Source organism: Staphylococcus sp. GDY8P57P, assembly GCF_017892585.1.
In the GTDB taxonomy this organism is placed as follows: domain Bacteria; phylum Bacillota; class Bacilli; order Staphylococcales; family Staphylococcaceae; genus Staphylococcus; species Staphylococcus borealis.
In genome coordinates this window covers 131,745-154,847 of the sequence record NZ_JAESLK010000007.1, presented here as the reverse complement: position 1 = coordinate 154,847, position 23,103 = coordinate 131,745, and the positions used below count along the sequence as shown (strand labels likewise).

Here is a 23,103-nt window from a genome sequence, read left to right as displayed (position 1 = left end):
TTATGATTAGAACAATGATGAATGGTAAGATTCATAGAGCACGAGTAACAGAATCAAATTTAAATTATGTTGGAAGTATTACGATAGATGCAGATATCTTGGATGCAGTTGATATTTTACCGAATGAAAAGGTAGCCATCGTGAATAACAATAATGGTGCCCGCTTTGAAACCTATGTCATTGCTGGTGAACGAGGTAGTGGCAAGATTTGCCTTAATGGTGCAGCATCTCGATTAGTTGAAGTTGACGATGTGGTGATTATTATGACTTATGTTCAATTAGATGAACGTGAATTAGTTGATCATGCACCGAAAGTTGCTGTGATGAATGAAAAGAATGAAATTATTCAAATGATTCATGAAAAAGAAGGCACTATAATTAAATAAATAAATAAGTATGACGGCAGTCTAAAAATATTGAAATGATTTCGATCCGGTAGCTTAAAAGCTATCGGATTTTTGTGTATTTTTGTGTATGTTGTGGGTCAAAGTATTATAAGTAACGCCTCTATATATAACTTTTATATAGTATAATAAAATTATATAAATTGTTTAGATTAGAGGGCTTGTTTATGAAAAGATTTATATTACTTAGCATCACATTTATGTTGATTTTAACAGCTTGTAGTACGAATGAATCGTCCAAGGAAGGTAAAACTAATTCACATTCGAAACAAACGGATACTAAGACAACAGAAGACAATAAAAAACAAAATAAGGTTGAAAGTAAAAAGAAGAATGAAGAAAAAACTAAAGATATAGTAGCTAACTTTTCAGAAAAGGAAAAATTAGCTTTAGCATTTTGTGTCGACCATGTTGACCAATATACATTAACTAAAAATGAAATTTTAACTGGATTTTATTTAGCTATAGCACCAGCTGGAGAGTATCATTATAAATTAGTCGATTTCACATTAGTTAAGCATGATAAACCTGTTGCAAATGCGCCAAAAGATATGCATTTTTACACTGTATATCCTGATAAACGAAATTTTGCTGCAATCATCGGTGTGAATAATGAAAAGATATTCTTAGGAGGAACACAAGCCGCAATCATAGATTATAATGCATTGATGCAACATGGTAGAGAAGTGAATTTAAGCGATGTCTATTTAAAAAATAAACATAACAAAGCTTTGCCAGAATTAGTAAGTAAAATGCATATTGATAATAAGTATCCTGACATTAGTTATGATGAGAATGGCATCTCTTATAAACAGTTGGAGAGATTGGGTGGCGTAGGATTACATCTTAGAAATCAAATTTACCAAATTATTGCAGATTTTGAAGGTGTTAGTTTAACAGATTCAGGTTATTTGTGGGAAGATGTGAAGTTACTTAATTCAAATGGAGATTGGTCGGTACGATATCGCAATCAAGATGGAGAAATCGTTGGTTCCTATAGAAATAAAAATGGCACACTTCAAAAACTCGATGCTAATGGTAATGTAGTCAAAGAAAAAAAGGTTGAATAGTATTTAGAACGCTCAGAGAGTCATAAGTTAGCTTTCTGAGCGTTTTTTATAATGAACATATTCTTCTAAGGCTTTGCCAGATTGGGCTACTTTAGTAGCTGTGTCCTTTCCTAAGTAGCGAAGATGCCATGGTTCATATTGATAGCCCGTTACCTGTTCTTTACCTTTGGGATAACGCACAATAAAACCATAGTTATGAGCATTGCGTGCAATCCATTGCCCCTCTTTAGTCTCTCCAAAACATTCGCGTAAATTGCAATTTGATCCAATAGCACCTACATCATAACTTAATCCACTTTGATGTTCAGAAGTGCCAGGACGCGCACTATATCGATTCGCAGCTTGTTCGCCATCACGCGCAACATACTGCTGATACAAACTCACTTGTGTTTGGTAACTTCTGAAACCACTTATCTGATAAAGGTTTACACCCTCTTCGCCAGCATCAGCAAACATCCGTTGTAATGCACGTTGCGCTTTCGGGTTTTCACCAGGATTGTAATCAGGTGGGAGCTTTGTTGTTTTATTAACAATTAAAATATCGTCATAATACGTTCGACCATTTTTGATTTCTTTCTTGTGTACATGATGAGTTGATTTTTGTGATGACTCATGAATATTTTTGCTTTTAGAGTCATGATTATCATGACATGCACATAAAATTAAAGTACTCAAAATTAAAATTGCAATAAGCTTCTTCACAATATAATTCCTTTCCCAAAAAAGTTTGTTAATAGAGTATTCTTACAATGTAAGATTAGCATAAAAAAAGAAATGAAATAAGATATAAAATAACTAAATTACATACAAATTAGATTTTGACAAATGTAATAATATTTTGTAAATTGTAATTGAAGTGAAATATTATTCCTTTTAGAGGTGATGTTTATTGCATGGTAGTTTAATTTTTATTGAATCATCTTTAAGCGATTTAAACCCCTCGGAACGTAGAGTTGCAGAGTATATTCTTAAACATCCAGAAGAAATTATTAATTACTCAGTACAAAAGCTAGCCGACCTAACAAACGTAAGCGTAGCTACGATTGTTAGGTTATCTAAAAAGATGAAATGTAAGGGCTTTCAAGAATTAAAATTGAAAATCGCATTTGATTTAAACGAACCTGGGAATGTACAACGCGATTATGCAGAAATTGATGAAGATTATTCAATTGAAGAAGTCACGCAATCAGTATTTCATAACAATACTAAAACTTTAAAAGATACAGAAAGGATTTTATCCACAGTTAGTATTAAGCAAGCTTTTGAATTAATTATCAATTCAAGAAAAACTTGTATTTATGGAATTGGTGCATCAGCTATTATTGCACAAGATTTTAAACAAAAGTTAACGCGTATAGATTATTGGTGTGATGTAGGAAGTAGTTTTGATGAGCAAGTTACTTTAAGCGCTAACCTATCTTCTGAAGATGTTGTAATTGCAATATCAAATTCAGGTCAAACTAAAGATATAGTCTACGCTACGCAATTAGCTAAAGAAAAGGGTGCAAAGATTATTTCTATAACTAAATATGGTGATAATTCTATAGCTAAATTAGCAGATGTACAATTGTTTGTTAGTTCTTCCGAAAAAACGATACGAAGTGGGGCAATGAGTTCAAGAATTGCTATGCTAAGCATCATTGATATTTTGTATATTTGCATCGCTAGTGATGATTATTTAAGTAATCGCCAGAAATTAGAGAATACAAGAAATGCTATAAAAAACAATAAATTAAAATAGAGGAGTGTTTTAAATGAAAGTAATTATGGTTTGTTCAGGTGGAATGTCAAGTGCAATGGTAGTTGATTCAATTAAGAAACAAGCAGATAAAGAAAACTATAATCTTGAAATTAAAGCAGTAGGATCTGAAGAATTTGAAAATCAAATTGAACATTATGATTTAGGATTAGTTGCCCCACAAGTTAAACATCGTTTAGATAAATTTAAAAAAATGGGAGAAGAAGTTGGTAAACCAGTTGATGTAGTTGATCCAATGGGTTATACACCAATAGGTGCACCCAAAATTTTAAAACAAATTAAAGAATACGATAACTAATATACATGTTTAGGAGATGGTCTTATGCAAAAGATATTACAATGGCTTGAAAAAGTATTAATGACACCAATGGCAAAAGCATCGGAGCAAAGACATTTAGTTGCCATTCGTGACGGTATTATTGCAACATTACCATTGATTATCGTCGGTTCATTCTTCACTTTGTTTGCATCACCACCAATACCCTATCTCGCAGATTTAGTACAACCACATGCTGAGAAGATTATGATTGCAAATAGAATGACGTTGGGGTTAATGGCTTTATACGCAGCATTTTGTATGGGTTATAACTTATCAAAATCATATAAGATGGATGGTCTTTCAGGTGGCTTACTTTCATTAGCAACGTTTCTAATGATGAATATTCCATTGAATTTAGATGATAAATTAGCTAAAAAGGATGCCGTTGGATATGTATTGCCTATGGCAGATTTGGGAGGGTCTGGTTTATTTGTAGCTATCATTTCTATGATATTTGCAGTAGAAATAAGCAGATTAGTTATTAAATCTGGTTTTACTATTAAAATGCCTGAACAAGTCCCTAGTTCAGTTGCCAGATCTTTTGAGTCTTTAATTCCGGCTACTTTAGTTATTGTTATTTCATGGTTTATCCGTGTGATATTAAATGTAGATTTAAATAAGATTGTTAACATGCTATTTGAACCACTCGGTAAATTTGCAGGAGATTCATTGTTAGGCGCTTTGATACCAGTATTCTTTATCGTACTTTTATGGGCTGCAGGTATTCATGGTGTTGCTGTCATGGGTGCTGTTTTCCAACCAATTTGGTTCTCACTCTTAGATCAAAATATTGATGCTAAAGCAGCGGGAGAACAACTACCAAATATAGTTGTAGAACCATTTTTCCAATGGTTTGTCTGGATTGGAGGCGCAGGTGCGACATTAAGTCTGTGTATATTAATGGTTTTCTCTAAATCAGAATATCTTAAAAAAGTAGGTAGATTCTCAATTATTCCAAGTATATTTAACATAAATGAACCTCTCATTTTTGGGACACCATTAGTAATGAATCCAATTCTAGCTTTACCATTCATATGTATTCCTTTAGTTTTAACTACTATTACGTACTTCGTTTTTAAATTGGGATTAATTGCAAAAATTACCATCTTAGCACCGTGGACATTACCTGGACCTATTGGTGCATTGTTTGCGACTAATGGAGATTGGAAAGCACTTATATTAGTATTAATCAATATCATTATTGCAATTGTACTTTATTATCCTTTCTTTAAAAAATATGAGCGTGAAATGTTAGCTCAAGAACAAAGTCTTAATGAAGAGGCTACTGAAAAAGATTAGGAGAGGTAATTGTTATGGACAATAAAAATGAAACAGAGATATTTGAAATTATTGCACATGGAGGAAATGCAAAAAGTTTAGCTTATGAGGCATTAAACAGTGCTACTGAAGGCAACTTTGAAGAAGCGGAAAAATTTCTTGATGAATCAGAGAGAGAAATGGCAGAGGCTCATAAAACACAAACACGTTTAATACAAGATGAAATTAATGGTGAAAAAGTTGATACGTCGTTATTAATGATTCATGCACAAGATCATCTTATGACAGCATTAAGTGAAAAAAGTTTAATTGAAAAAATGATTGAGCTATACAAAAAGTTAGAAGAGAAGTGATATTCCATGAGACTTTTATATATCCTAGGATTATTATTTTTAATATTTTTTTGCTTCAAGTTATCACAGTTGATTATTAAGAAGGTTGCAATTAACAGATGGTTACTTTTAATTATTATGCCATTTATTATTGGTATTCCAGTTTTAATCTTTGATGAGATTAATTCATTCGGATGGACCGTTATTTACGTGTTGATCATATTCAATAGTATTTTATTTTTTGAACAGTCAAGACAATTACTTGAAAATAAAAAAATTAAAGGCGTTATTTATAAATCTGAGGAGGGCAAGTAAATGCATCGATTAGGTATTTCAATTTACCCTACACAATCTGATCTAGAGAGAATGAAGAATTACATTGATACCAGTGTGAAATATGGCTTCAAACGTATATTCACTAATCTGCTATCAGTAAAACAGGAAGATCGTGAAGTTTTTGAGAAGTTTAAGGAAATAGTGAAATATGCTAATGAGAACGGTATGGAGGTCATAGCTGATATAAATCGAGAAGTATTTAAAGATCTTCAAATAGATAATTTAGACTTATCATTTTTTAAAGATTTAGGTGTATCTGGAATTCGAATTGATTCTGGATTTTCTGCTCAAGAAACAGCGAAAATGACGCATAATAAGCAAAATATGTCTATTGAATTAAATATAAGTACAAGTGCAACATTTATCAATGATGTATTAAATTTTAAACCTGATAGAGATAAGTTAATAGGATGTCATAATTTTTATCCACAAAAATATACAGGCATATCATTTAAGCATTTTAAAAAAAACTCAGAATCATATAAACAGCATCAATTGACGACTGCGGCATTCGTAACATCTCAACACGGTAAAGTAGGGCCTTGGAAAGTAATGGAGGGGTTACCTACATTAGAAAGTCATAGAAATTTACCTATTGAAGTTCAAGCAAAGCACTTATTAATGACTGGATTAATCGATGATATTATTATAAGTAACGCATTTGCTTCTGAGGAAGAGTTATACGCATTATCTAAGATTAATTTATCAATGCCTACGCTTGATATAGAATTAAATCCTGAAATTTCTAGTTTAGAAAAAAAGATTGTGTTAGAAGAAGATCATTTTAATCGTGGCGATGTCTCAGAGTATGTTATTCGCTCAACAATGAGCAGAGTACATTTTAAAGATAAAGATTTCCCGCCTCATAATACTTCTAAAATTAAAAGAGGAGATATTTTGATTTGCAACGAAACTTATGGTCACTATAAGGGAGAAATGCAGATAGCACTTCAAAATATGGAAAATGATGGTGTAAAAAATGTTATAGGTAAAATAACTGAAAATGAACAATTTCTATTAGATATGATAGAGCCTTGGGAATCTTTCGTATTAAATGTGAAAGAATAGGATTGATATAACAATGAGTATTAATAAAAAATACTATATTGGTATTGATGGTGGAGGAACCAAAACAGAAGGTGTCATTGGTAATAATTACGGAGAAATTATTGGACATACCCTAGCAGAATCTACAAATATACAAGTTAAAGGTTTGGACACTGTTAAAGAGATATTAATGAATATGATATCTATATTGAGAAAACAAGCAAAGATAGACTTAAATGAAATTGATACGATTTATTTATCATTAAGTGGTGCTGGGAGAGAAGAAGAAAAACATCTGATTATAAAATCATTGGAAGCGTACAAATTACAAAAGATAAAAATTGTCGTTGAAAATGATGCTATATGTGCTTTGGCATCCGGGACATTTGGAGATTCTGGTATTGTGCTCATAGCAGGAACTGGCTCTATATCATATTATTTTAATAAAGAAACAAATGAAATGAATAGAGTCGGTGGATGGGGTTATTTACTAGGTGATGAAGGCAGTGGGTATGATATAGGCAAAAAAGCACTTACTGCAGTAATGAAAAATTATGATGGTAGAGGCCAATCAACTCAATTAACTGAAGCGGTTAAGCAACAATTAAACTTGGTACGAGAAACAGAAATAATTCCGTTTGTTTATCAAAATATGGAAATGAGATCAGAGATTGCTTCATTAACTAAAGTAGTGTTTGAGGTTGCCAACAGTGGTGATATGGTTGCTAAAGATATCATTAGTAACAGTATGAACGCATTGATTGAATTAATTAATGGTGCGTTTCTTTCAATTAATAAGTCACAATATCATCCACCTATTGTATTATGTGGAGGTCTATTCTCTAATATTCAGTTTAAAGAGACATTTATGAATAAATTAAAAAAAGTTTATCCGAGTAATGAAATTATAATACCTAAATTTCCACCGGTGATTGGAGCCTATACACTATCTTTAAGAGAAAATAGCGAAAATAGTTTTACTCATACAATTCAACAAACAATTGAACGTAGCTGGAAAGAGATTGATACATTAAGTTAAAAAAGAGTGTTCCTAAGATGATAAAGGAACACTTCTTTTTTGCAAGAAATACTTTCAATTAAGTATTTACAAAGTACACTTTTATAAATAAAATATAGTATAATTAATTGATTTTAAAAATGCAAATGATATGAGGAGACATAGATGAAAAAACTAGTATTTATATGTGGGGTGTTTTTACTTTTACTTGCAGCTTGTGGTTCTAATGATGGTTCTAAAGAAGATAATAGTAAAACGAAATCTAATGCAGAACAAACAAAATCTAAGAAGTCTAAAAAAGACCAAGAGTTGGAAAAAGAAGTAGCAAAACTTACTGAAAAACAAAAATTGGCTCTTGCCTTCTGTGTGGAAGATGTTGATCGCTATACATTGACTAAGAATGAAATTTTAACAGGTATTTATGAATACAGACTTGCGTCTGGTAATAAAAACTTTAAGCTAGTTGATTTCAAACTTGTGAAATATGCAAAACATATTGATAATGCACCTAAAGGTATGAATTTCTACAATGTATCACCTAATAAAGGGAACTTTGAAGCATTGATTGGTGTGAGTAACGACAAAATCTTTGTTGGACGTATGCAATCGGGTTCATTAGATTATAAAGACTTATTAGGCAAAGGCAAAGAGGTCAAACTCATTGATGTTTATAAAGCTAATAAAGATAACAAAGCTTTACCAGAATTAACTGACAAAATAAATATTGTAGATCAATTATCTAAAAAAGATAAAGAAGACAATAATCCATTATCTGCAGCATACTTAGAAAAATCAGGAACAGTTAATACACATTTCCGTAACCAAGTGTATCAAATGATTTCAGATTTCGAAGGTATTGCGGTAGGTAAGACAAACTATTTATGGGATGATGTTAAAATGGTTGGTCATAGTGGCGATTGGATTGTCAATTATCGAAATAAAGATGGCGAAATTTTAGGGACGTATAAAACTAAAAATAATAAAATTCTTAAATTAGACCCTAATGGTAAAGTCATTAAACAAGAAAATTAATAAATCAGTATTATAGAGTTCTCATGTTAATTAATTTAGCCTGAGAACTTTTTATATAGGGTTTTATAATTATGTCAGTATGGTACGATGAAACTGAAGGGAAAGACGGCAATTAAAATCACACAAAGGAGTTTATGCTTATGAATCCAAAGGTAGGTTTTGGCGAAGCATTTAAGTTATTTTGGAAGAATTATTTTAATTTTAAAGGACGCTCAAGACGTAGTGAATTCTGGTTTATGCAATTATGGCATGTCATTTTTTACGGACCAGTACTTATTCTTTATATTGCTGCTTTAATCATGATTATGTTCTCAGTAGCATTAGAATCTGACGCGTTATCGATAGTAAGTATAGTCATGTTAGTTGGCACAATCATTTATATGATTTTATATGCAATTATTACTTTCATTCCGAATTTAGCATTGACAGTCAGACGCTTCCATGACACCGACCGTACGATGCTTATTCCAATTTTATCGGTTATATTAGGTGTGATATCTTTTATTAGCCAATTGATTTGGGATATTAATGACCCTAACGGTGACAATGGTTGGGCATTATTGTTTATTCTTCTTCTTGCACTCGTTCAATTTGCTATTTCAATTTATCAATTAGTGATTACATGTTTAAATAGTAAATTTAATAAGAATAAATATGGAGTAAGTCCTAAGTTTAAAGGACATTATGAATAATTCATTGTTTTAAAAAATGCTTTTAGCGATATAAATTAAGGTTCAACGTGTAGTTTATCATTATAACCACGTTGAACCTTTTTTAGTATGTCTATTTTCGCTTACCTACATGCCATTTCCAATAAGTGAACATACGTAGAAGATATTCTAATGGACCATAGCGGAAGTGTCTTTGATGTAATGTTGCTAATACAACTAAAAGAATATAAATCACAATAAATAAAATGCTGGTATAGATGAGTATATCTTTGCCAAATAATCCTAGACCGTAACTATAGAAAATAAGTGTACCGATAATACTTTGAGTAATATAAACGGTGAGCGAGATTTTGCCGGCATTTTCTAAACCTTTAAAGATAGGATGTTTCCCATGACGTTGATATAAATATTTAAATAAACTCATATAACCAAATGATAAAACAGGTCCAAACATAGCAAGGAGTACACCGGGAATTGCATCGTTATTTAACCAAAGTATGGTTGATTTGGCAATAATCGCTATTGGTATCAGGTATATGAATAATTTCGACGACCAAAAGTGTCTTGCATCTTTTTCGAACCAACCAGATCTAGAAAGAAAGATGCCTAAAGTAAATAACGGTACCTCAAAAAGGATGGCTACCAAGAAGATGGCGCTCTTATTATCACCTAATTGATCTTTTAATTCTGCAAATTTAGGAGATGGCGCAATGTCATCTACATGATGAATGTCGTCATAACTACCTTGTGCGTAAATCTGCTGTACCTTATGGATATAAGCAGCAGCATCATGATTGTCGGATGTTGTAGACGATTGTGAATCATCAAACATAGACCAAAAGCCCATGATGAAGACGAGAGAAATGATGATAATATTAAACCATTTAAAGGCTTTCGTACTAAGTGAAATGAAAGGGATGACACATAACATCGCTAAACTATAAGCGGTTAAGATATCGCCTTCCCATATGTAAGATGCATGTATAAAGCCTAAAATCAGTAAGAAAATGGCACGACGTAATAATTTTAATCTAGGTCGGGGTAATCCTTTTAATTTCATAGACTGATACAACTTATCCATCGAAAAGCCAAATAATATGGCAAAAATAGGTAAAAAGCTCTCTTCAACAAGTATAATGATAAGATTGAATATGACTTGGTTGATGGGACTTAAATGGAAATGTTCGATGTAGTCTTTGCCGGATAAACTAAATTGAAATATAAGTAAATTAGCAAGAAATATACCTAATAAGCTGAAACCTCTTAAACTGTCAGCAAATGTAATACGTTTCATAATGTCACCTCAATACATACAGTAAACAATAATGATAAAATCTAGCATAAATGCACCTTAAATCTATCTTAAATAATTAATATCACAACAAAGTAGTGGGGTGATGAGAGTATAATTTAAGCTCAACACCCCACATATGCCGATAATGTTTTACATGAAACAATGTTAATCCAAATCTTTAACTTGGTCTTTGGCACGTTTGTAAATGCTGTCAGGGAAGTGGGTAATACGCAATAATTCAATAGCGTTTCGCGTATTGGCTTTACCTGTTTTAATCTTATAATCGAAATGAATTTCATTGTTTTCAATCGTTTCATTAAAGTGATAGTTATGATAATTGTCTTTTAACAATTCGGAAAGTTCGATATCATGTGTTGCTGCTACAATTCTGTAATTGTGCAAATGATTCAAATACGATAATACGGATTCTGAAGCCGCAATACGCTCAGTTGTATTGGTACCTTTGAAGATTTCATCTATGAAACAATAAACGGGCGATATCGTTTCTATGTCAAATAAGCGACGAATCGATTTGAGTTCAGCCATAAAGTAGCTATCGCCTGATAACACATCATCGGCATTTGCCATGGAAGTATAAACTAAGCCAGGTCGATAGCTAAATGTATCGGCTGTCGCAGTTTCAATCGTTTGTGCAAGGATAATGTTAATGGCTACAGCTTTCATAAATGTTGATTTTCCTGATGCATTTGACCCAGTTAATAGAATATTGTGTTTAATGTCGAGGTCGTTTGGGACGGCATTGTCCAGTAAAGGATGAACTAAGTTTGTGAATGATACGTTCTGTTCTTCTGAAAAGGCAGTCGGCTCACAATATGTGTCCAATGTGCGTCGATACATGGCTAATGAATAGTGATTATCTAAGGTACTCACATAGTCATAGCAGGCGAGCACTTCGTCTTGATATCGATAATACGTATGCTGGATGATATGAAAGAGGAAGTAGTCAACCATAAATGCCATCTTGATTAACATGATAAATGCGCCGCCAATATCTTGATCGCCCACTTTGCCAAGTAGACCGCTAAATAGACGCGCACCTTTAAAGTGATTAAAGTTCGTCTTAACTTCTGGTGTGCCTTCGATTTGGTCAAGATGATAGCCTTCTTTAAGTACTTTTGCTGTGTAGAATAGTGACTTTAAATCTTGATCATACGTGCGTTTAAGACTACCAGATAAAATAATATTCAATAGCACTGCGAAAATAGTTATAAGTACACCATTTGATGGCGAAAATAGAATGATAATAATGCCAATCAATGGTAAGAATGGACATATCATAAATAAATTATTACGTTTAATCGGTTTAAGTTGATCTGGAAAGATAGGATAAACCACTTTTCCGATAGAAGCGAGATGATAAGATACATTAACTCTAAAAGTTTCATTGTTATTAAAGTAGTCTAAGAGTTGATGGTCATTAACCTTAAACATATTGCGCAATGTAGCGAACCAACGCATTTCTCCAATAGCTGTGAAGTTAAAGTTACTGCGATGGAAGATTTCCTCCATATTTAAATCTGACCATGTTTTATCGTCAATAAGATTGTCGTGCTGATCACGCTTGAGCTCAAATTGATAATCGAAACGAGCATTTGGACGTATAAAGTTCTCAATTGGCTTCTTATTACGCCAAAGTGTATGTATATGATGAATCAACTTTCGCTTGTCTGATATGCTCAAAGCAATATTCACAATTAACCCCAGAATGATGATGCCAATCACCAATAATGCATAAGTCTGATAAATATTCATAACTAAACTCCTTAAAAATTTAATTCGTTTATGCAATTATTTCATAATATGATGTAATTAACAAAAATAGATAAATCACGCTATATCAGTATAAAAATAATATAGGATTACTCAGATAACCTTTGTCACATAGATTTCACGTCATAGCTCGTGATATGCTTAATAATGGTATAGGAGGCTTTGGTTGATATGATAGAGAAACAAATAGCATCTACATATAATTTAATGAACTATAACATGTGCGTGTGCCATGGTGAATGTATATGATGACATTTCTAGCAATCACTATTTTTGTCATAACGCTCATTTTTGTCATCTGGCAACCGAAAGGATTAGATATAGGAATAACGGCCGTTATAGGCGCAGTTTTAGCACTCATTACTGGGGTTGTGGGTTGGTCAGATATTGTAGAAGTAACGCATATTGTTTGGAATGCGACGCTAACATTTGTGGCGGTCATTTTAATCTCATTGATTCTTGATGAAATAGGTTTCTTTGAGTGGGCTGCCTTACATATGGTTCGAGCATCTAAAGGTGACGGTTTCAGAATGTTTGTGTACATCATGATTCTCGGTGCGATTGTCGCAGCTTTCTTTGCGAATGATGGTGCTGCGCTGATTCTAACGCCAATTGTGTTAGCTATGGTACGTCATCTTGGCTTCAATAAGAAAGTCATCTTTCCTTTTGTTATCGCAAGTGGTTTTATCGCGGATACAACGTCATTACCATTTACAGTAAGTAACTTAGTGAACATCGTTTCAGCGGATTATTTTAATATTGGTTTTGTAGAATATTTGAGTCGTATGTTTATGCCCAATATATTTTCATTAATTGCAAGCATCATTGTCCTTTGGCTGTATTTCCGAACGTCTATTCCGAAGACAGTCGATATTCAAAAGGTTCAAAGTCCTAATACTGCAATCAAAGATCAGAAACTATTCCGTATGTCTTGGCTTGTTTTAGCAATACTCCTAATAGGTTATCTTGTCAGCGAGTTCATACACGTACCAGTGTCTCTAATAGCCGGCTTTGTCGCCATTATTTTTTTACTCTTGGCACGTCAATCAGACGTTGTTTCTACTAGAAAAGTCATCAAAGGTGCGCCATGGAATATCGTGATTTTCTCACTAGGTATGTATCTAGTCGTCTTCGGACTTAAAAATGTGGGTATCACAACTGTCTTAGGGCATATATTCGCATCGATATCTACGCATGGCCTATTTACCAGTATTATGGGTGTAGGCTTCATATCCGCAATACTATCATCCATTATGAATAACTTACCGACTGTTTTAATTGATGCGATTGCCATACATCAATCACAAGTAACAGGTATGCTTAAAGAAGGTATGATTTACGCTAACGTCATAGGTTCTGACTTAGGTCCGAAGATAACACCTATAGGTTCATTAGCCACCTTGTTATGGCTTCACGTTTTGGCTCAAAAAGACGTTAAAATATCATGGGGTGTCTACTTTAGAACGGGCATCGTTATTACAATTCCTGTACTCTTTATGACGTTGTTAGGTCTGTTTCTGACATTACTCATTTTTTAACATAGCAATCATATTTTAAGAGGGATATGACAGTTAGGCATTGATACGTAGCTTTTAAGAATAGATGGACATCAGGTTTAAATCATCTGATAACATGTTAAAAGTATATTCAAGAGAAGTTAGATTGCTCGCCATCCCAAAATGTTAAAGTATAATTCGACCATTCAAACAGTTAATGACTAACTTTTATACATCTTGCAGTCTAACCTCCTTGTAATATAAGGCTTAGATATATACATAATTGAATATACATAAATTGTCATTAGAAGACCTTTGAGCGTCTAGTACTAGTGACTTAAGTGAGATAGCGGATGTGTCGTCTATGATCCGTCTATCTCATTTTTTTATGCCTTTTAAAAACTTAGTTAAAAAACATGTTAATGACATTAAAACGAGCATAACTTTTGGTGAAATGATGGTGTCATAGTATCTTAAATCTATAACTATACCAATTCTATAGAGGTGAGAGTGTGAAAGCATTAATTGTATACGCCCATCCTGAACCAAAGTCGTTCAATGGTGCATTAAAAGATAAAGCTGTAGAAACATTAGAGGCACAAGGTCATGAAGTTAAAGTTTCCGATTTATATGCAATGAACTTTGATCCAGTAGCTCGAAAAGAGGATTTTGAAAATCTGACAGATCCTGACTTCTTCAAATATGCAGTGGAGCAAAAACATGCCTATGATAACGATGAACTGACATCAGTGATTAAGGGAGAATTTGAAAAATTATTATGGGCTGACTTAGTCATTTTCCAATTTCCATTATGGTGGTTTAGTGTTCCAGCTATTCTTAAAGGTTGGTTTGATAAAATCTTTATTTTTGGTGGCATTTACGGTGGAGAATATGACCGTTACGATAAAGCACGCTTGACTGATAAAATCGCAATGATTTCAACGACAACGGGTTCACCCGAAGGCAGTTATACTGCCAATGGTTTCTCAGGAGATATACACGAACAAGTACTATTCCATATTAATCACGGCATGATTTATTTTTCTGGAATGACACCGTTAGAACCATTTATCGCTTATCAAGTAAGTCATAGTGAAGCAGTAAGACACGACTATCTTGAACAATTAGCCGAAAAATTAAAACATATTGATGCAATTCCTAGAATTAAATATCCTAAATTAGCCGATTTCGATGATAATGGCCAATTAAAATAAATGTTTGGTAGTTAGAAGTATCGGGCGTGGCGCAGTGAATTCAAATAGAATACTGTGTCACTCCCGATACTTTTTTAGTTCACCAATTTTCAAAGCCTGCTAGCACACGTATGAAATAACAACAATAACAAATGTAATTTAAATTGTAATAGTATATCTGATTGTAAATAGGGTATGATGTAAATAATCATTGAGTGAATGATAGTAATATTCTATATAAGGTGCTGATGAGTCATGGAAGAGAAGAAACGGAAGACATTTAAGTTTAAGACGCCGCATACATATGCATTATTAATGTTTGTCATTTTTCTAGCTTGGTTGCTAACATATATCATTCCTGCTGGTGAGTATGCACGTGAAAAGAAGGGTGACCAAACGCTTGTCGTTTCAGGAACATACCATACGGTAGAATCGGCAAATGTCAATTTTCTCGAAATATTCAGAGCCATTCCTGAAGGTTTGATTAGTGGTGGAGAGATCGTATTCTACATATTCCTTGTGGGTGGCGCCTTTGGCATTATTCATAAGACAGGTGCTTTTGAAAATGGTGTTAACAAAGCAATGAGAATGCTAGGAAAGGCCAACTTTCTTATGATTCCGTTAACGATGACGGTATTTTCAATATTAGGGTTTACAATTGGTTTAGCAGAAGAAACGATTATCTTTGTACCAATTGGAATCATCATCGCACGCACATTAGGATACGATGCTTTAACAGGTGCAGCTATGGTGATTTTAGGTGCTGCGAGTGGTTTCAGTGGAGGGATGTTAAATCCATTCACAGTTGGGGTAGCTCAAACTGTCGCTGAATTACCCATGTTCTCAGGCTGGGGCTTACGTACGATTATCTATTTATTTATCTTAACCGCCGCCATTTCAACAGTGATGTTATACGCTAATAAAGTGAAGAAAGATAAATCTAAGAGTATTGTGTATGAGCTCGAAAAAGAAGAAGGACATACAGTACAAGAAGTTACTTACCAACATTTTAGTAAACGACAAGCAGCAAGCTTATTGATTATCGTTGCTACAATTTTATTTAATGTATTTGGAATATTTGTATTTGATTGGACATTTAATGAAATGAGTGCCAATTTCTTACTTGCAGGTATGATTGCTGGTTTAGTAAGTGGACTCGGTTTAAATGGCACATTTGATGCTTTAATCGAAGGGATGCAAAATATTTTATTTGGTGCAATGATTGTTGGATTCGCTAAAGGTATTGTTGTTATTTTGGAAAATGGCAAAATCATCGATACGATTGTTCATGGTATGACAATGCTGTTGTCAGATATACCAGCTTCATTTGTTATTATTGCGATGTTTATATTGCAGTTTCTACTTAATTTCTTTATACCATCTGGATCAGGACAAGCATTAACAACCATGCCCTTAATGGTACCAATATCGGATTTGCTTCATATTAATCGTCAGTTAACTGTCCTTGCTTTCCAATATGGAGATTCAATAAGCAATATTTTATTCCCAACGTCAGCAATCTTAATGGGTGCGCTAGCTGTTGGACGTATTACCTATACACAATGGATAAAATTTGTATGGAAATTGATACTGCTTTGGGTGGTTATTTGTGCAGTAGCCATGTCGGTGGCACTTATAATTGGATATTAAAATGTGTATTTAAATCTAGATATAAACAGTGTGAAAATAAAATGAGGCAAGACTGACGTTTGTCTGAAGTTAGAGGGAAGTGTGTCTAGTGAATGCTGTCATAACAATGGGTAAGCGCGTTCCTAACATTACAGAAACGCGCTTGTTTCATATGATCAATTAGTTGTCTACTGTTGTATTGAATGGATGTTTATGATGTTTACCATGGACGATATAATACACAATAATTGCGACGGCTAATAGTAGAGCCATGGCTAAATATAAGTTGCGATATCCCATAAATGGAATGATTAGTCCAAGTATAAATGGTCCCATACCGGCACCGAAATCTACGAAAATAAAATAGGTTGATGTTGCTAACCCCATTTTGTGCTTAGGAGATTGCTGAATTGCAATGGCTTGTGCAGTGGGAATAATGGTGCCATAACCAAAGCCGATAAATGCTGCTGATATAAGTAAAAATAATGATGAGGTTGTCATACTCAATATAACTAAACCAACTACAAAGCTAATCATAACTGGATACATTACTTTATTTTCACCATAATGATCATAAATTTTACCAGTGAAAGGTCGGGTTACAAATGTCGCTAAGGCATATACAACAAAGAAATAACTTGCTGCAGTAACTAAATTTAGTAACTCGGCATAAATGGATAAGAAAGATAGCACACTTGAATAAGCTATGCCAACCAACATTGTAACCATTGAAATCGGTAAGGCTTCTCGTTGTAAATAAGCGTGAATGCCTTTAGGTTGAGCATTCGCTTCATCTTTGTTTGAGGCGATATTGATTGGAAGCCTTTTAACAAAAGTAGTGAAAACTAAAGCAATTACGATACTGATTAAACTAATCGTAAAGATAGAAGAAAAACCTAGACGCTGATTTAAAATTAACCCGAAAAATGGTCCTAAAGCTGACGCTAATGTCACACTTAATCCATAATAACCGATACCTTCACCTTTACGTGCTTCAGGAATAATTCTTGAGGAAATTGTGCCAGTTGCTGTTGATGCGAATCCAAAAGCAATGCCATGTATGAAACGAACTAACATGAGAATCCATATATTCGTAATAGTGAAGTATAAAGCAATTGCGACCACTGAAGCGATGACACTATAAAATAATATCGATTTCGGTTGGAGGTAATCAATGATACGACCCGAACCTAAGCGCCCACCTAACATACCAATAATAAATACACCTGCTGCTAAGCCTCCAATGCTTTCAGATGCGTGATATTCGTCAATAGTAAACGCTGTGACCGTTACGATAAGCATGTAATGTATTAAATACATAAAGAAGTTCACTAATGTAACGAAGATAAAATCTTTTGTCCATAAGCGATGTTCCATCATGTCCCTCCTAAAATAGTTAGAGTGACTTAGACTCTATATTGTTTTTTAAGCGCATGGTTTATTATATAAATAATTAAAACTAATGTATAATTAGAATAAATGAATTTAATATAAGTAGAACTGATATAAAGGGGTATATATGAATTTCGAACAATTGAGTTATGTTAAAACAGTGTATGAACAGGAATCTATGATTCATGCCAGTGAACGTATGCACATTAGTCAATCAGCAATGAGCCAATCTATAGCGCATTTAGAAGAAGAATTAGGTTATAAATTATTTTATCGTTCTAGAAAAGGGACAGTACCTACAGAAATCGGTAAACGTCTCATTCCTAAAATGTTAGATATTATTGAAGCCAAACAGGCGCTGCTTTCAGAAGTTGATAGTATTGAAACACATTTTGAAGGTAGAATTAAAATTGCTACGAATCCAACCTTGTTCCATAAATTACTTCCTAAAGTACTCTCTCAATTTAAAAAAGATCATCCCAATGTAGACATCGAAGTCATTGAATCTGACAAAGAAGATATATTAAGAATGATTGAAGACCATGATATTGATTTAGGATTGATAGGTAAGACCAATCATTCTGAAATATCAAATCATATTATTGAATTTCCGCTTTATTTTGGTTCGAATTTTAAATTGATCGTGCCAGCTAAATCGAAACTTTCGTTTAAAGAAACCGTGGATCTTGAGGATATTAAAGCGTACCCATTTGTCTTATATGATCGTAGCTTTTATCATCATCATTTAAAGAAATTTCAAGAAGCGAATGGAGATTTGAAGATTGTCTTCCGTACAAATAATCCAATTGTCTTAATGAGAACTGTTGCTGAAGGGCTAGGTGTCGGTATTGTATCAAGCTTTATGGTTGAGAATGAGCCTTTTTTAAACAATGAATTGATTAAAGCGTTACCTTTAGGACGATCTTTCGATTATACAGTTGACTTTGTAGCCATCACACATCAAGAACATCAAAATGATCCAACCGTGCTTGAATTTATTAATTATTTAAAAGACTATAAGACGTTGTAAACAACATATGACAAAGATGTGTCGATTTTGTTATAAAAATTTTGCTCAATTTAAATAAATTTTAGTATATAATACTGTGTAACACCGATTGAAAGGAGCAACTTATGAATTTAAATAACATTAACTTAGTTTCAGGTATTTTATGCTTATTATCATTTCTATTAGTAGTTTCAATTATGTTTACTAGCATGTTCTGGTTTCTTCCAGGATTGTTCGTCATGTTATTAGCTATTATTGCGAGTGTTTTAGGCATCTTGAAAGGCAACAAAGCCATTAATATTACAATGTTGATTTTAAATATTGTATTTTTAGTTATTTTCTCAAGCCCGTTATTACTAGCATAAGCGTGTGAGAAAATCATATATTTTGAATTTATATAAGATAGCGGCTACAGAAATTAATCGATAACATTAATTTCTGTGGTCGCTTCTTTTTATTACGTCTTATTAAGGGTAAATAGAAGGTATAACGAAAGATAACTAAGGGGGATTTATCATGGACGTAAGATTTCCGATAGGAGAATTTGAAGCACCTAGTAACCCGTCATTAGTCGATGTGAAGGAATGGATGAGTGACATAGAAGTGTATATTGACCATCTTAGTGCAACGGTCAATTCGTTAACTGATGCGCAATTAGCACGTCGTTATCGAGAAGGCAGTTGGACAGTCAGACAATTAGTACATCATATCGCAGACTCTCAAATTAATTTATATGAAAGATTAAAAATGGCGCTTACTGAGACACAGATAACAGCATATATGTTTGATCAAGAACGTTGGGCTGAACTACCAGATTCAAATTTACCTATCCAAGTATCAATGAATATTTTAGATGGGCTCAATCAACGCATTGTTGAAATGGGGAATCATGTTACAGAAGATGATTTAAAACGTTCGATTAAGCTTTCAGATGGTAGCCAAGTACCAGTTTCAGAATTATTGGCAAAATTATCATGGCATGAGCGTCATCATCTAGAACACATCAAGATTGCTTTATCAGACCAAGATGTGTCACAAGCATAAAGTGTTCAAAAATAATTATATGAAGAAGTCTCTACAACCTAAGAATGAACTTTATCAAAAGTAAGTGTTAATACGCATACTAAAAGTATAAAACTGTTATAATCTGAACTTACTAAGAGATAGATAGGGGAGGAAGTTTCATGAAGGAACAAGTTTTAGTAACTGGAGGTACAGGCTTCTTAGGTTTGCGTATAGTCGCAGAGTTGTTAAAACAAGATTATGGCGTACGTGCAACAATTCGTTCATTGTCTAAGAAAGAAACGGTACTTGAAACATTGAAAGCACAACAAATTGACACGCAAAACCTAGCGTTTGTTGAAGCGGATTTATCTAAAGATGATAACTGGGAAGAAGCTATGGAAGATTGTACATATGTGATGAGTGTCGCTTCGCCTGTAGTAATGGGGAGTGTAAGTGTGACCGATGAACACTCCATTAATAAACAAGCAGTTGAAGGGATTCAACGTATTTTAAGAGCTGCTGAGAAGACAGATGTCAAACGTGTCATTATGACAGCAAACTTTGGGGCAGTTGGATTTAGTAATAAAGATAAGTCGAGTGTGACAACAGAAGCATATTGGACTGACCCTAATGAAAAAGGACTTTCTGTGTATGAAAAATCTAAATTGATTGCAGAACGCGCAGCATGGGACTTTGTTAAAGCGACTGAAAATCATATTGAATTTGCGACCATCAATCCCGTGGCAATACTTGGTCCTTCGTTGAATCAACATATGTCATTGAGCTTCCAATTTGTAGAGAATATCGCCAGTGGCAAAATGAAACGTATCCCTAATATCCCAATGAATATTGTCGATGTCAGAGATGTGGCATTAATGCATGTTTTAGCAATGAAGACACCTGAAGCCAATGGCAAACGCTTTATTGCTACTGCAGATGGACAAATCACTATGCCTGAAATTGCACAATTAATTAAACAAGAACGCCCTAAACTATCAGACAAAATTTCAACTAAGACAATTCCAGATTTTGCGATTAAGTTAGGCGCTAGATTTAATAGTGAAGCACAAGAAGGAAAGTTATTACTTGAAATGAATAGAAATGTCAGTAACCAACAAGCACGAACAATTCTAGGATGGACACCAAACTACACACAAGAAGAAGCCATCTTAGCATCTGTTGATTGTATGATAGAACACCACATCTTAAAATAAATATAAGTGAATACGCCATTTAAGGTAGCACCTTTATCTATAATATTGTAATTAGAAGATAAAGGTGTTTTTTTACTTACAAAATTTAGAAAGCGCTTACTTTTTCTCTTGTTTCATGAAAAATACATATGCTAGTATAAATCTATGATAACGTTTTCATAACAAAAAGTAAGGTGAAACGATGAATAATACAGAGATTAAACAATTTATTGAAGCAGGACATTTAACGGTTGGTATTGAATTCGGATCAACACGAATTAAAGCGATAGCGATTGATGATCAATGCCAAACACTCGCAACAGGTTCATTTGAGTGGGAGAACAGTTACCGTAACGGTTATTGGACATATTCGATGAATGACGCGTGGGTAGGTATTCAACGTGCATATGGCGCAATGACGCAAGAACTTAAAGACAAATATGATGTGACGGTGCATCAACTCGCTTCATTAGGTATTAGTGGTATGATGCATGGCTACTTACCATTTGATGACAATGATGATTTACTCGTGCCATTTAGAACTTGGCGTAATAACAATGCTAATAAAGCAGCTGAACAATTGCGTGAAGATTTCCAAGTCAATATTCCAGAACGTTGGAGTATTGCGCAACTTTATCAATCAGCATTAGATTAAGAAGCACATGTTGAGAAAGTACGTTATATGACGACACTTGCGGGATACATACACTGGTATTTAACTGATGAGAAAGTATTGGGTATCGGAGATGCATCAGGCATGTTCCCAATTGATAGTGAAACACAAGACTATCGTGAAGATATTATTCAGCGTTTTAATAAGAAATTTTCTGAAAAGGGTTACACACAAGACATAAGAGACCTCTTGCCTAAAGTGGTTGTAGCAGGAGAGTATGCCGGACGTCTTACGGAAACGGGTGCGAAATTAGTAGACCCGAACGGTGAGTTACAAGCTGGATGTCCATTATGTGCACCTGAAGCGGATGCGGCTACAGGAATGGTAGCGACGAATAGTGTAGCACCAAGAACAGGGAATATTTCGGCAGGAACAAGTATCTTCTCAATGATTGTTCTTGAAAAGCCAATCAAAGATGTTTATCCAGAGGTAGATATTGTTACAACACCAGATGGTTATGAAGTAGCAATGATTCATGCGAATAACTGTACATCAGATATTAACGCGTGGGTTGATTTATTTGGCGAAGTTTTTGAAACGATGGGCGTTCAATATGATAAAGGTGAACTATTTACCAAATTGTTTGAACGTGCTTTAAAAGGCGATGATGATTTAGGTAAGTTATTGTCATTTGGTTATATTTCAGGTGAATTTATTACTGATGTACAACATGGCTATCCAATGCTTGTACGATCAGTAGATAGCAATTTTAATTTAGCTAACTTAATGAAAACGCATATTTATAGCGCGTTTAGTACGTTGAAAATTGGTATTGATTTACTAAAAGAAAAAGAAAATATTCATATTGATTCAATGTTTGGTCATGGTGGCATCTTTAAGACTGAAAAAGTTGCGCAATCCTTCTTAGCAGCCGCTTTAGATAGTCCAGTGCGTGTCATGCAAACTGCGAGTGAAGGTGGCGCTTGGGGTATCGCTGTCTTAGCAAGATACATGATTGAAACAAAGACATCTAATTTAGCAACTTATTTAAATGATTTCGCATTTAAAGGAACAGAATCAATGACTATAACGCCAACTGAAGATGAAGTTGCACATTTTGAGCAGTATACAGAACGTTTTAAACAAGGCATTCCACTTGAACGTCTTGCGCATGAACAATTTCATTCAGAACATAAATAACAACTAATAAACAAAGGTAGAA

General features: G+C 33.8%; 21 protein-coding genes and 1 pseudogene. 18 read left to right on the top strand and 4 right to left on the bottom strand.

What is annotated here, in order from left to right:
* The first annotated feature begins 2 nt into the window (after window positions 1-2).
* A complete protein-coding gene (panD, locus tag KA878_RS03510; RefSeq protein ID WP_011274512.1) occupies window positions 3-386 on the top strand; it encodes an aspartate 1-decarboxylase in 384 nt (127 codons plus the stop codon).
* 185 nt (window positions 387-571) lie between these two features.
* On the top strand, window positions 572-1,474 hold the full coding sequence (locus tag KA878_RS03505) for a hypothetical protein (protein WP_228480646.1): 903 nt from the start codon (window positions 572-574) through the stop codon (window positions 1,472-1,474).
* A gap of 27 nt (window positions 1,475-1,501) precedes the next feature.
* Here KA878_RS03505 and KA878_RS03500 read toward each other — a convergent pair whose 3' ends face one another.
* Window positions 1,502-2,176 (bottom strand): M15 family metallopeptidase, encoded by a 675-nt coding sequence (locus KA878_RS03500; RefSeq protein ID WP_193838714.1) that lies wholly within the window; start codon window positions 2,174-2,176, stop codon window positions 1,502-1,504.
* A 187-nt stretch (window positions 2,177-2,363) separates the two neighbouring features.
* Between KA878_RS03500 and KA878_RS03495 the strand changes: the two genes are divergently transcribed.
* From KA878_RS03495 to KA878_RS03460, 8 genes are all read left to right on the top strand, one after another.
* Window positions 2,364-3,215 carry a MurR/RpiR family transcriptional regulator gene (locus tag KA878_RS03495; RefSeq protein ID WP_193838715.1) on the top strand — a complete coding sequence of 284 codons (852 nt, stop codon included), beginning with the start codon at window positions 2,364-2,366 and terminating at the stop codon, window positions 3,213-3,215.
* A 13-nt stretch (window positions 3,216-3,228) separates the two neighbouring features.
* Window positions 3,229-3,531, top strand: coding sequence for a PTS sugar transporter subunit IIB (locus KA878_RS03490; protein WP_193838716.1), 303 nt, complete (start codon window positions 3,229-3,231; stop codon window positions 3,529-3,531).
* A 24-nt stretch (window positions 3,532-3,555) separates the two neighbouring features.
* Window positions 3,556-4,851, top strand: a complete 1,296-nt coding sequence (locus KA878_RS03485; RefSeq protein WP_193838717.1) for a PTS sugar transporter subunit IIC — start codon at window positions 3,556-3,558, stop codon at window positions 4,849-4,851.
* 14 nt (window positions 4,852-4,865) lie between these two features.
* Window positions 4,866-5,183, top strand: a complete 318-nt coding sequence (locus KA878_RS03480; protein ID WP_193838718.1) for a PTS lactose/cellobiose transporter subunit IIA — start codon at window positions 4,866-4,868, stop codon at window positions 5,181-5,183.
* A gap of 294 nt (window positions 5,184-5,477) precedes the next feature.
* Complete coding sequence (locus tag KA878_RS03475) at window positions 5,478-6,566, top strand: DUF871 domain-containing protein (RefSeq protein WP_210142062.1); 1,089 nt, start codon at window positions 5,478-5,480, stop codon at window positions 6,564-6,566.
* Window positions 6,567-6,579: 13 nt separating this feature from the next.
* Entirely contained in the window at window positions 6,580-7,584 is a 1,005-nt protein-coding gene (locus KA878_RS03470; RefSeq protein WP_193838720.1) for an N-acetylglucosamine kinase, read from the top strand.
* Between the two features lie 144 nt (window positions 7,585-7,728).
* Window positions 7,729-8,595 carry a hypothetical protein gene (locus tag KA878_RS03465; RefSeq protein ID WP_193838721.1) on the top strand — a complete coding sequence of 289 codons (867 nt, stop codon included), beginning with the start codon at window positions 7,729-7,731 and terminating at the stop codon, window positions 8,593-8,595.
* Between the two features lie 140 nt (window positions 8,596-8,735).
* Window positions 8,736-9,287, top strand: a complete 552-nt coding sequence (locus KA878_RS03460) for a DUF805 domain-containing protein (RefSeq protein WP_193838722.1) — start codon at window positions 8,736-8,738, stop codon at window positions 9,285-9,287.
* A gap of 91 nt (window positions 9,288-9,378) precedes the next feature.
* Here the strand turns inward: KA878_RS03460 and KA878_RS03455 are convergent, their stop codons facing one another.
* The gene (locus KA878_RS03455) at window positions 9,379-10,560 is read right to left on the bottom strand and encodes a DUF418 domain-containing protein (RefSeq protein WP_193838723.1); all 1,182 of its coding nucleotides are present in this window, start codon (window positions 10,558-10,560) and stop codon (window positions 9,379-9,381) included.
* Window positions 10,561-10,725: 165 nt separating this feature from the next.
* Entirely contained in the window at window positions 10,726-12,333 is a 1,608-nt protein-coding gene (locus KA878_RS03450) for a MutS-related protein (RefSeq protein ID WP_193838724.1), read from the bottom strand.
* Between the two features lie 266 nt (window positions 12,334-12,599).
* Here KA878_RS03450 and arsB point away from each other — a divergent pair, with 266 nt between their 5' ends.
* The 3 genes from arsB to KA878_RS03435 all read left to right on the top strand — a co-directional run bounded on the left by arsB (window position 12,600) and on the right by KA878_RS03435 (window position 16,690).
* Entirely contained in the window at window positions 12,600-13,889 is a 1,290-nt protein-coding gene (gene arsB / locus KA878_RS03445; protein WP_193839934.1) for an arsenite efflux transporter membrane subunit ArsB, read from the top strand.
* A 470-nt stretch (window positions 13,890-14,359) separates the two neighbouring features.
* Window positions 14,360-15,061 (top strand): NAD(P)H-dependent oxidoreductase, encoded by a 702-nt coding sequence (locus KA878_RS03440; protein ID WP_193838725.1) that lies wholly within the window; start codon window positions 14,360-14,362, stop codon window positions 15,059-15,061.
* Window positions 15,062-15,295: 234 nt separating this feature from the next.
* Window positions 15,296-16,690, top strand: coding sequence for a YfcC family protein (locus KA878_RS03435; protein WP_193838726.1), 1,395 nt, complete (start codon window positions 15,296-15,298; stop codon window positions 16,688-16,690).
* Window positions 16,691-16,849: 159 nt separating this feature from the next.
* On the opposite strand, the gene KA878_RS03430 is transcribed toward KA878_RS03435, so the two are convergent.
* Window positions 16,850-18,046: an MFS transporter gene (locus KA878_RS03430; protein ID WP_193838727.1), complete on the bottom strand. Its 1,197-nt coding sequence runs from the start codon at window positions 18,044-18,046 to the stop codon at window positions 16,850-16,852.
* Window positions 18,047-18,188: 142 nt separating this feature from the next.
* Between KA878_RS03430 and KA878_RS03425 the strand changes: the two genes are divergently transcribed.
* The 5 genes and pseudogenes from KA878_RS03425 (at window position 18,189) to KA878_RS03405 (ending at window position 23,081) form a co-directional block, all read left to right on the top strand.
* Window positions 18,189-19,091: a LysR family transcriptional regulator gene (locus KA878_RS03425; RefSeq protein WP_193838728.1), complete on the top strand. Its 903-nt coding sequence runs from the start codon at window positions 18,189-18,191 to the stop codon at window positions 19,089-19,091.
* A gap of 104 nt (window positions 19,092-19,195) precedes the next feature.
* Window positions 19,196-19,435, top strand: a complete 240-nt coding sequence (locus KA878_RS03420) for a hypothetical protein (protein ID WP_193838729.1) — start codon at window positions 19,196-19,198, stop codon at window positions 19,433-19,435.
* Between the two features lie 151 nt (window positions 19,436-19,586).
* A complete protein-coding gene (locus KA878_RS03415; protein ID WP_193838730.1) occupies window positions 19,587-20,114 on the top strand; it encodes a YfiT family bacillithiol transferase in 528 nt (175 codons plus the stop codon).
* A 140-nt stretch (window positions 20,115-20,254) separates the two neighbouring features.
* Entirely contained in the window at window positions 20,255-21,289 is a 1,035-nt protein-coding gene (locus tag KA878_RS03410; RefSeq protein ID WP_193838731.1) for an SDR family oxidoreductase, read from the top strand.
* A gap of 181 nt (window positions 21,290-21,470) precedes the next feature.
* A pseudogene (locus KA878_RS03405) lies at window positions 21,471-23,081 on the top strand (xylulokinase).
* Window positions 23,082-23,103: the final 22 nt, after the last annotated feature.

What these genes read in the sequence shown, in the direction of transcription:
- KA878_RS03450 (WP_193838724.1), bottom strand. Translation starts at nt 12,333, where the DNA reads ATGAATATTTATCAGACTTATGCATTATTGGTGATTGGCATCATCATT.
- KA878_RS03435 (WP_193838726.1), top strand. Translation starts at nt 15,296, where the DNA reads ATGGAAGAGAAGAAACGGAAGACATTTAAGTTTAAGACGCCGCATACA.
- KA878_RS03410 (WP_193838731.1), top strand. Translation starts at nt 20,255, where the DNA reads ATGAAGGAACAAGTTTTAGTAACTGGAGGTACAGGCTTCTTAGGTTTG.
- KA878_RS03455 (WP_193838723.1), bottom strand. Translation starts at nt 10,560, where the DNA reads ATGAAACGTATTACATTTGCTGACAGTTTAAGAGGTTTCAGCTTATTA.
- KA878_RS03430 (WP_193838727.1), bottom strand. Translation starts at nt 18,046, where the DNA reads ATGGAACATCGCTTATGGACAAAAGATTTTATCTTCGTTACATTAGTG.
- KA878_RS03485 (WP_193838717.1), top strand. Translation starts at nt 3,556, where the DNA reads ATGCAAAAGATATTACAATGGCTTGAAAAAGTATTAATGACACCAATG.
- KA878_RS03425 (WP_193838728.1), top strand. Translation starts at nt 18,189, where the DNA reads ATGAATTTCGAACAATTGAGTTATGTTAAAACAGTGTATGAACAGGAA.
- arsB (WP_193839934.1), top strand. Translation starts at nt 12,600, where the DNA reads ATGACATTTCTAGCAATCACTATTTTTGTCATAACGCTCATTTTTGTC.
- KA878_RS03505 (WP_228480646.1), top strand. Translation starts at nt 572, where the DNA reads ATGAAAAGATTTATATTACTTAGCATCACATTTATGTTGATTTTAACA.
- KA878_RS03480 (WP_193838718.1), top strand. Translation starts at nt 4,866, where the DNA reads ATGGACAATAAAAATGAAACAGAGATATTTGAAATTATTGCACATGGA.
- KA878_RS03490 (WP_193838716.1), top strand. Translation starts at nt 3,229, where the DNA reads ATGAAAGTAATTATGGTTTGTTCAGGTGGAATGTCAAGTGCAATGGTA.
- KA878_RS03420 (WP_193838729.1), top strand. Translation starts at nt 19,196, where the DNA reads ATGAATTTAAATAACATTAACTTAGTTTCAGGTATTTTATGCTTATTA.
- KA878_RS03460 (WP_193838722.1), top strand. Translation starts at nt 8,736, where the DNA reads ATGAATCCAAAGGTAGGTTTTGGCGAAGCATTTAAGTTATTTTGGAAG.
- panD (WP_011274512.1), top strand. Translation starts at nt 3, where the DNA reads ATGATTAGAACAATGATGAATGGTAAGATTCATAGAGCACGAGTAACA.
- KA878_RS03470 (WP_193838720.1), top strand. Translation starts at nt 6,580, where the DNA reads ATGAGTATTAATAAAAAATACTATATTGGTATTGATGGTGGAGGAACC.
- KA878_RS03415 (WP_193838730.1), top strand. Translation starts at nt 19,587, where the DNA reads ATGGACGTAAGATTTCCGATAGGAGAATTTGAAGCACCTAGTAACCCG.
- KA878_RS03465 (WP_193838721.1), top strand. Translation starts at nt 7,729, where the DNA reads ATGAAAAAACTAGTATTTATATGTGGGGTGTTTTTACTTTTACTTGCA.
- KA878_RS03475 (WP_210142062.1), top strand. Translation starts at nt 5,478, where the DNA reads ATGCATCGATTAGGTATTTCAATTTACCCTACACAATCTGATCTAGAG.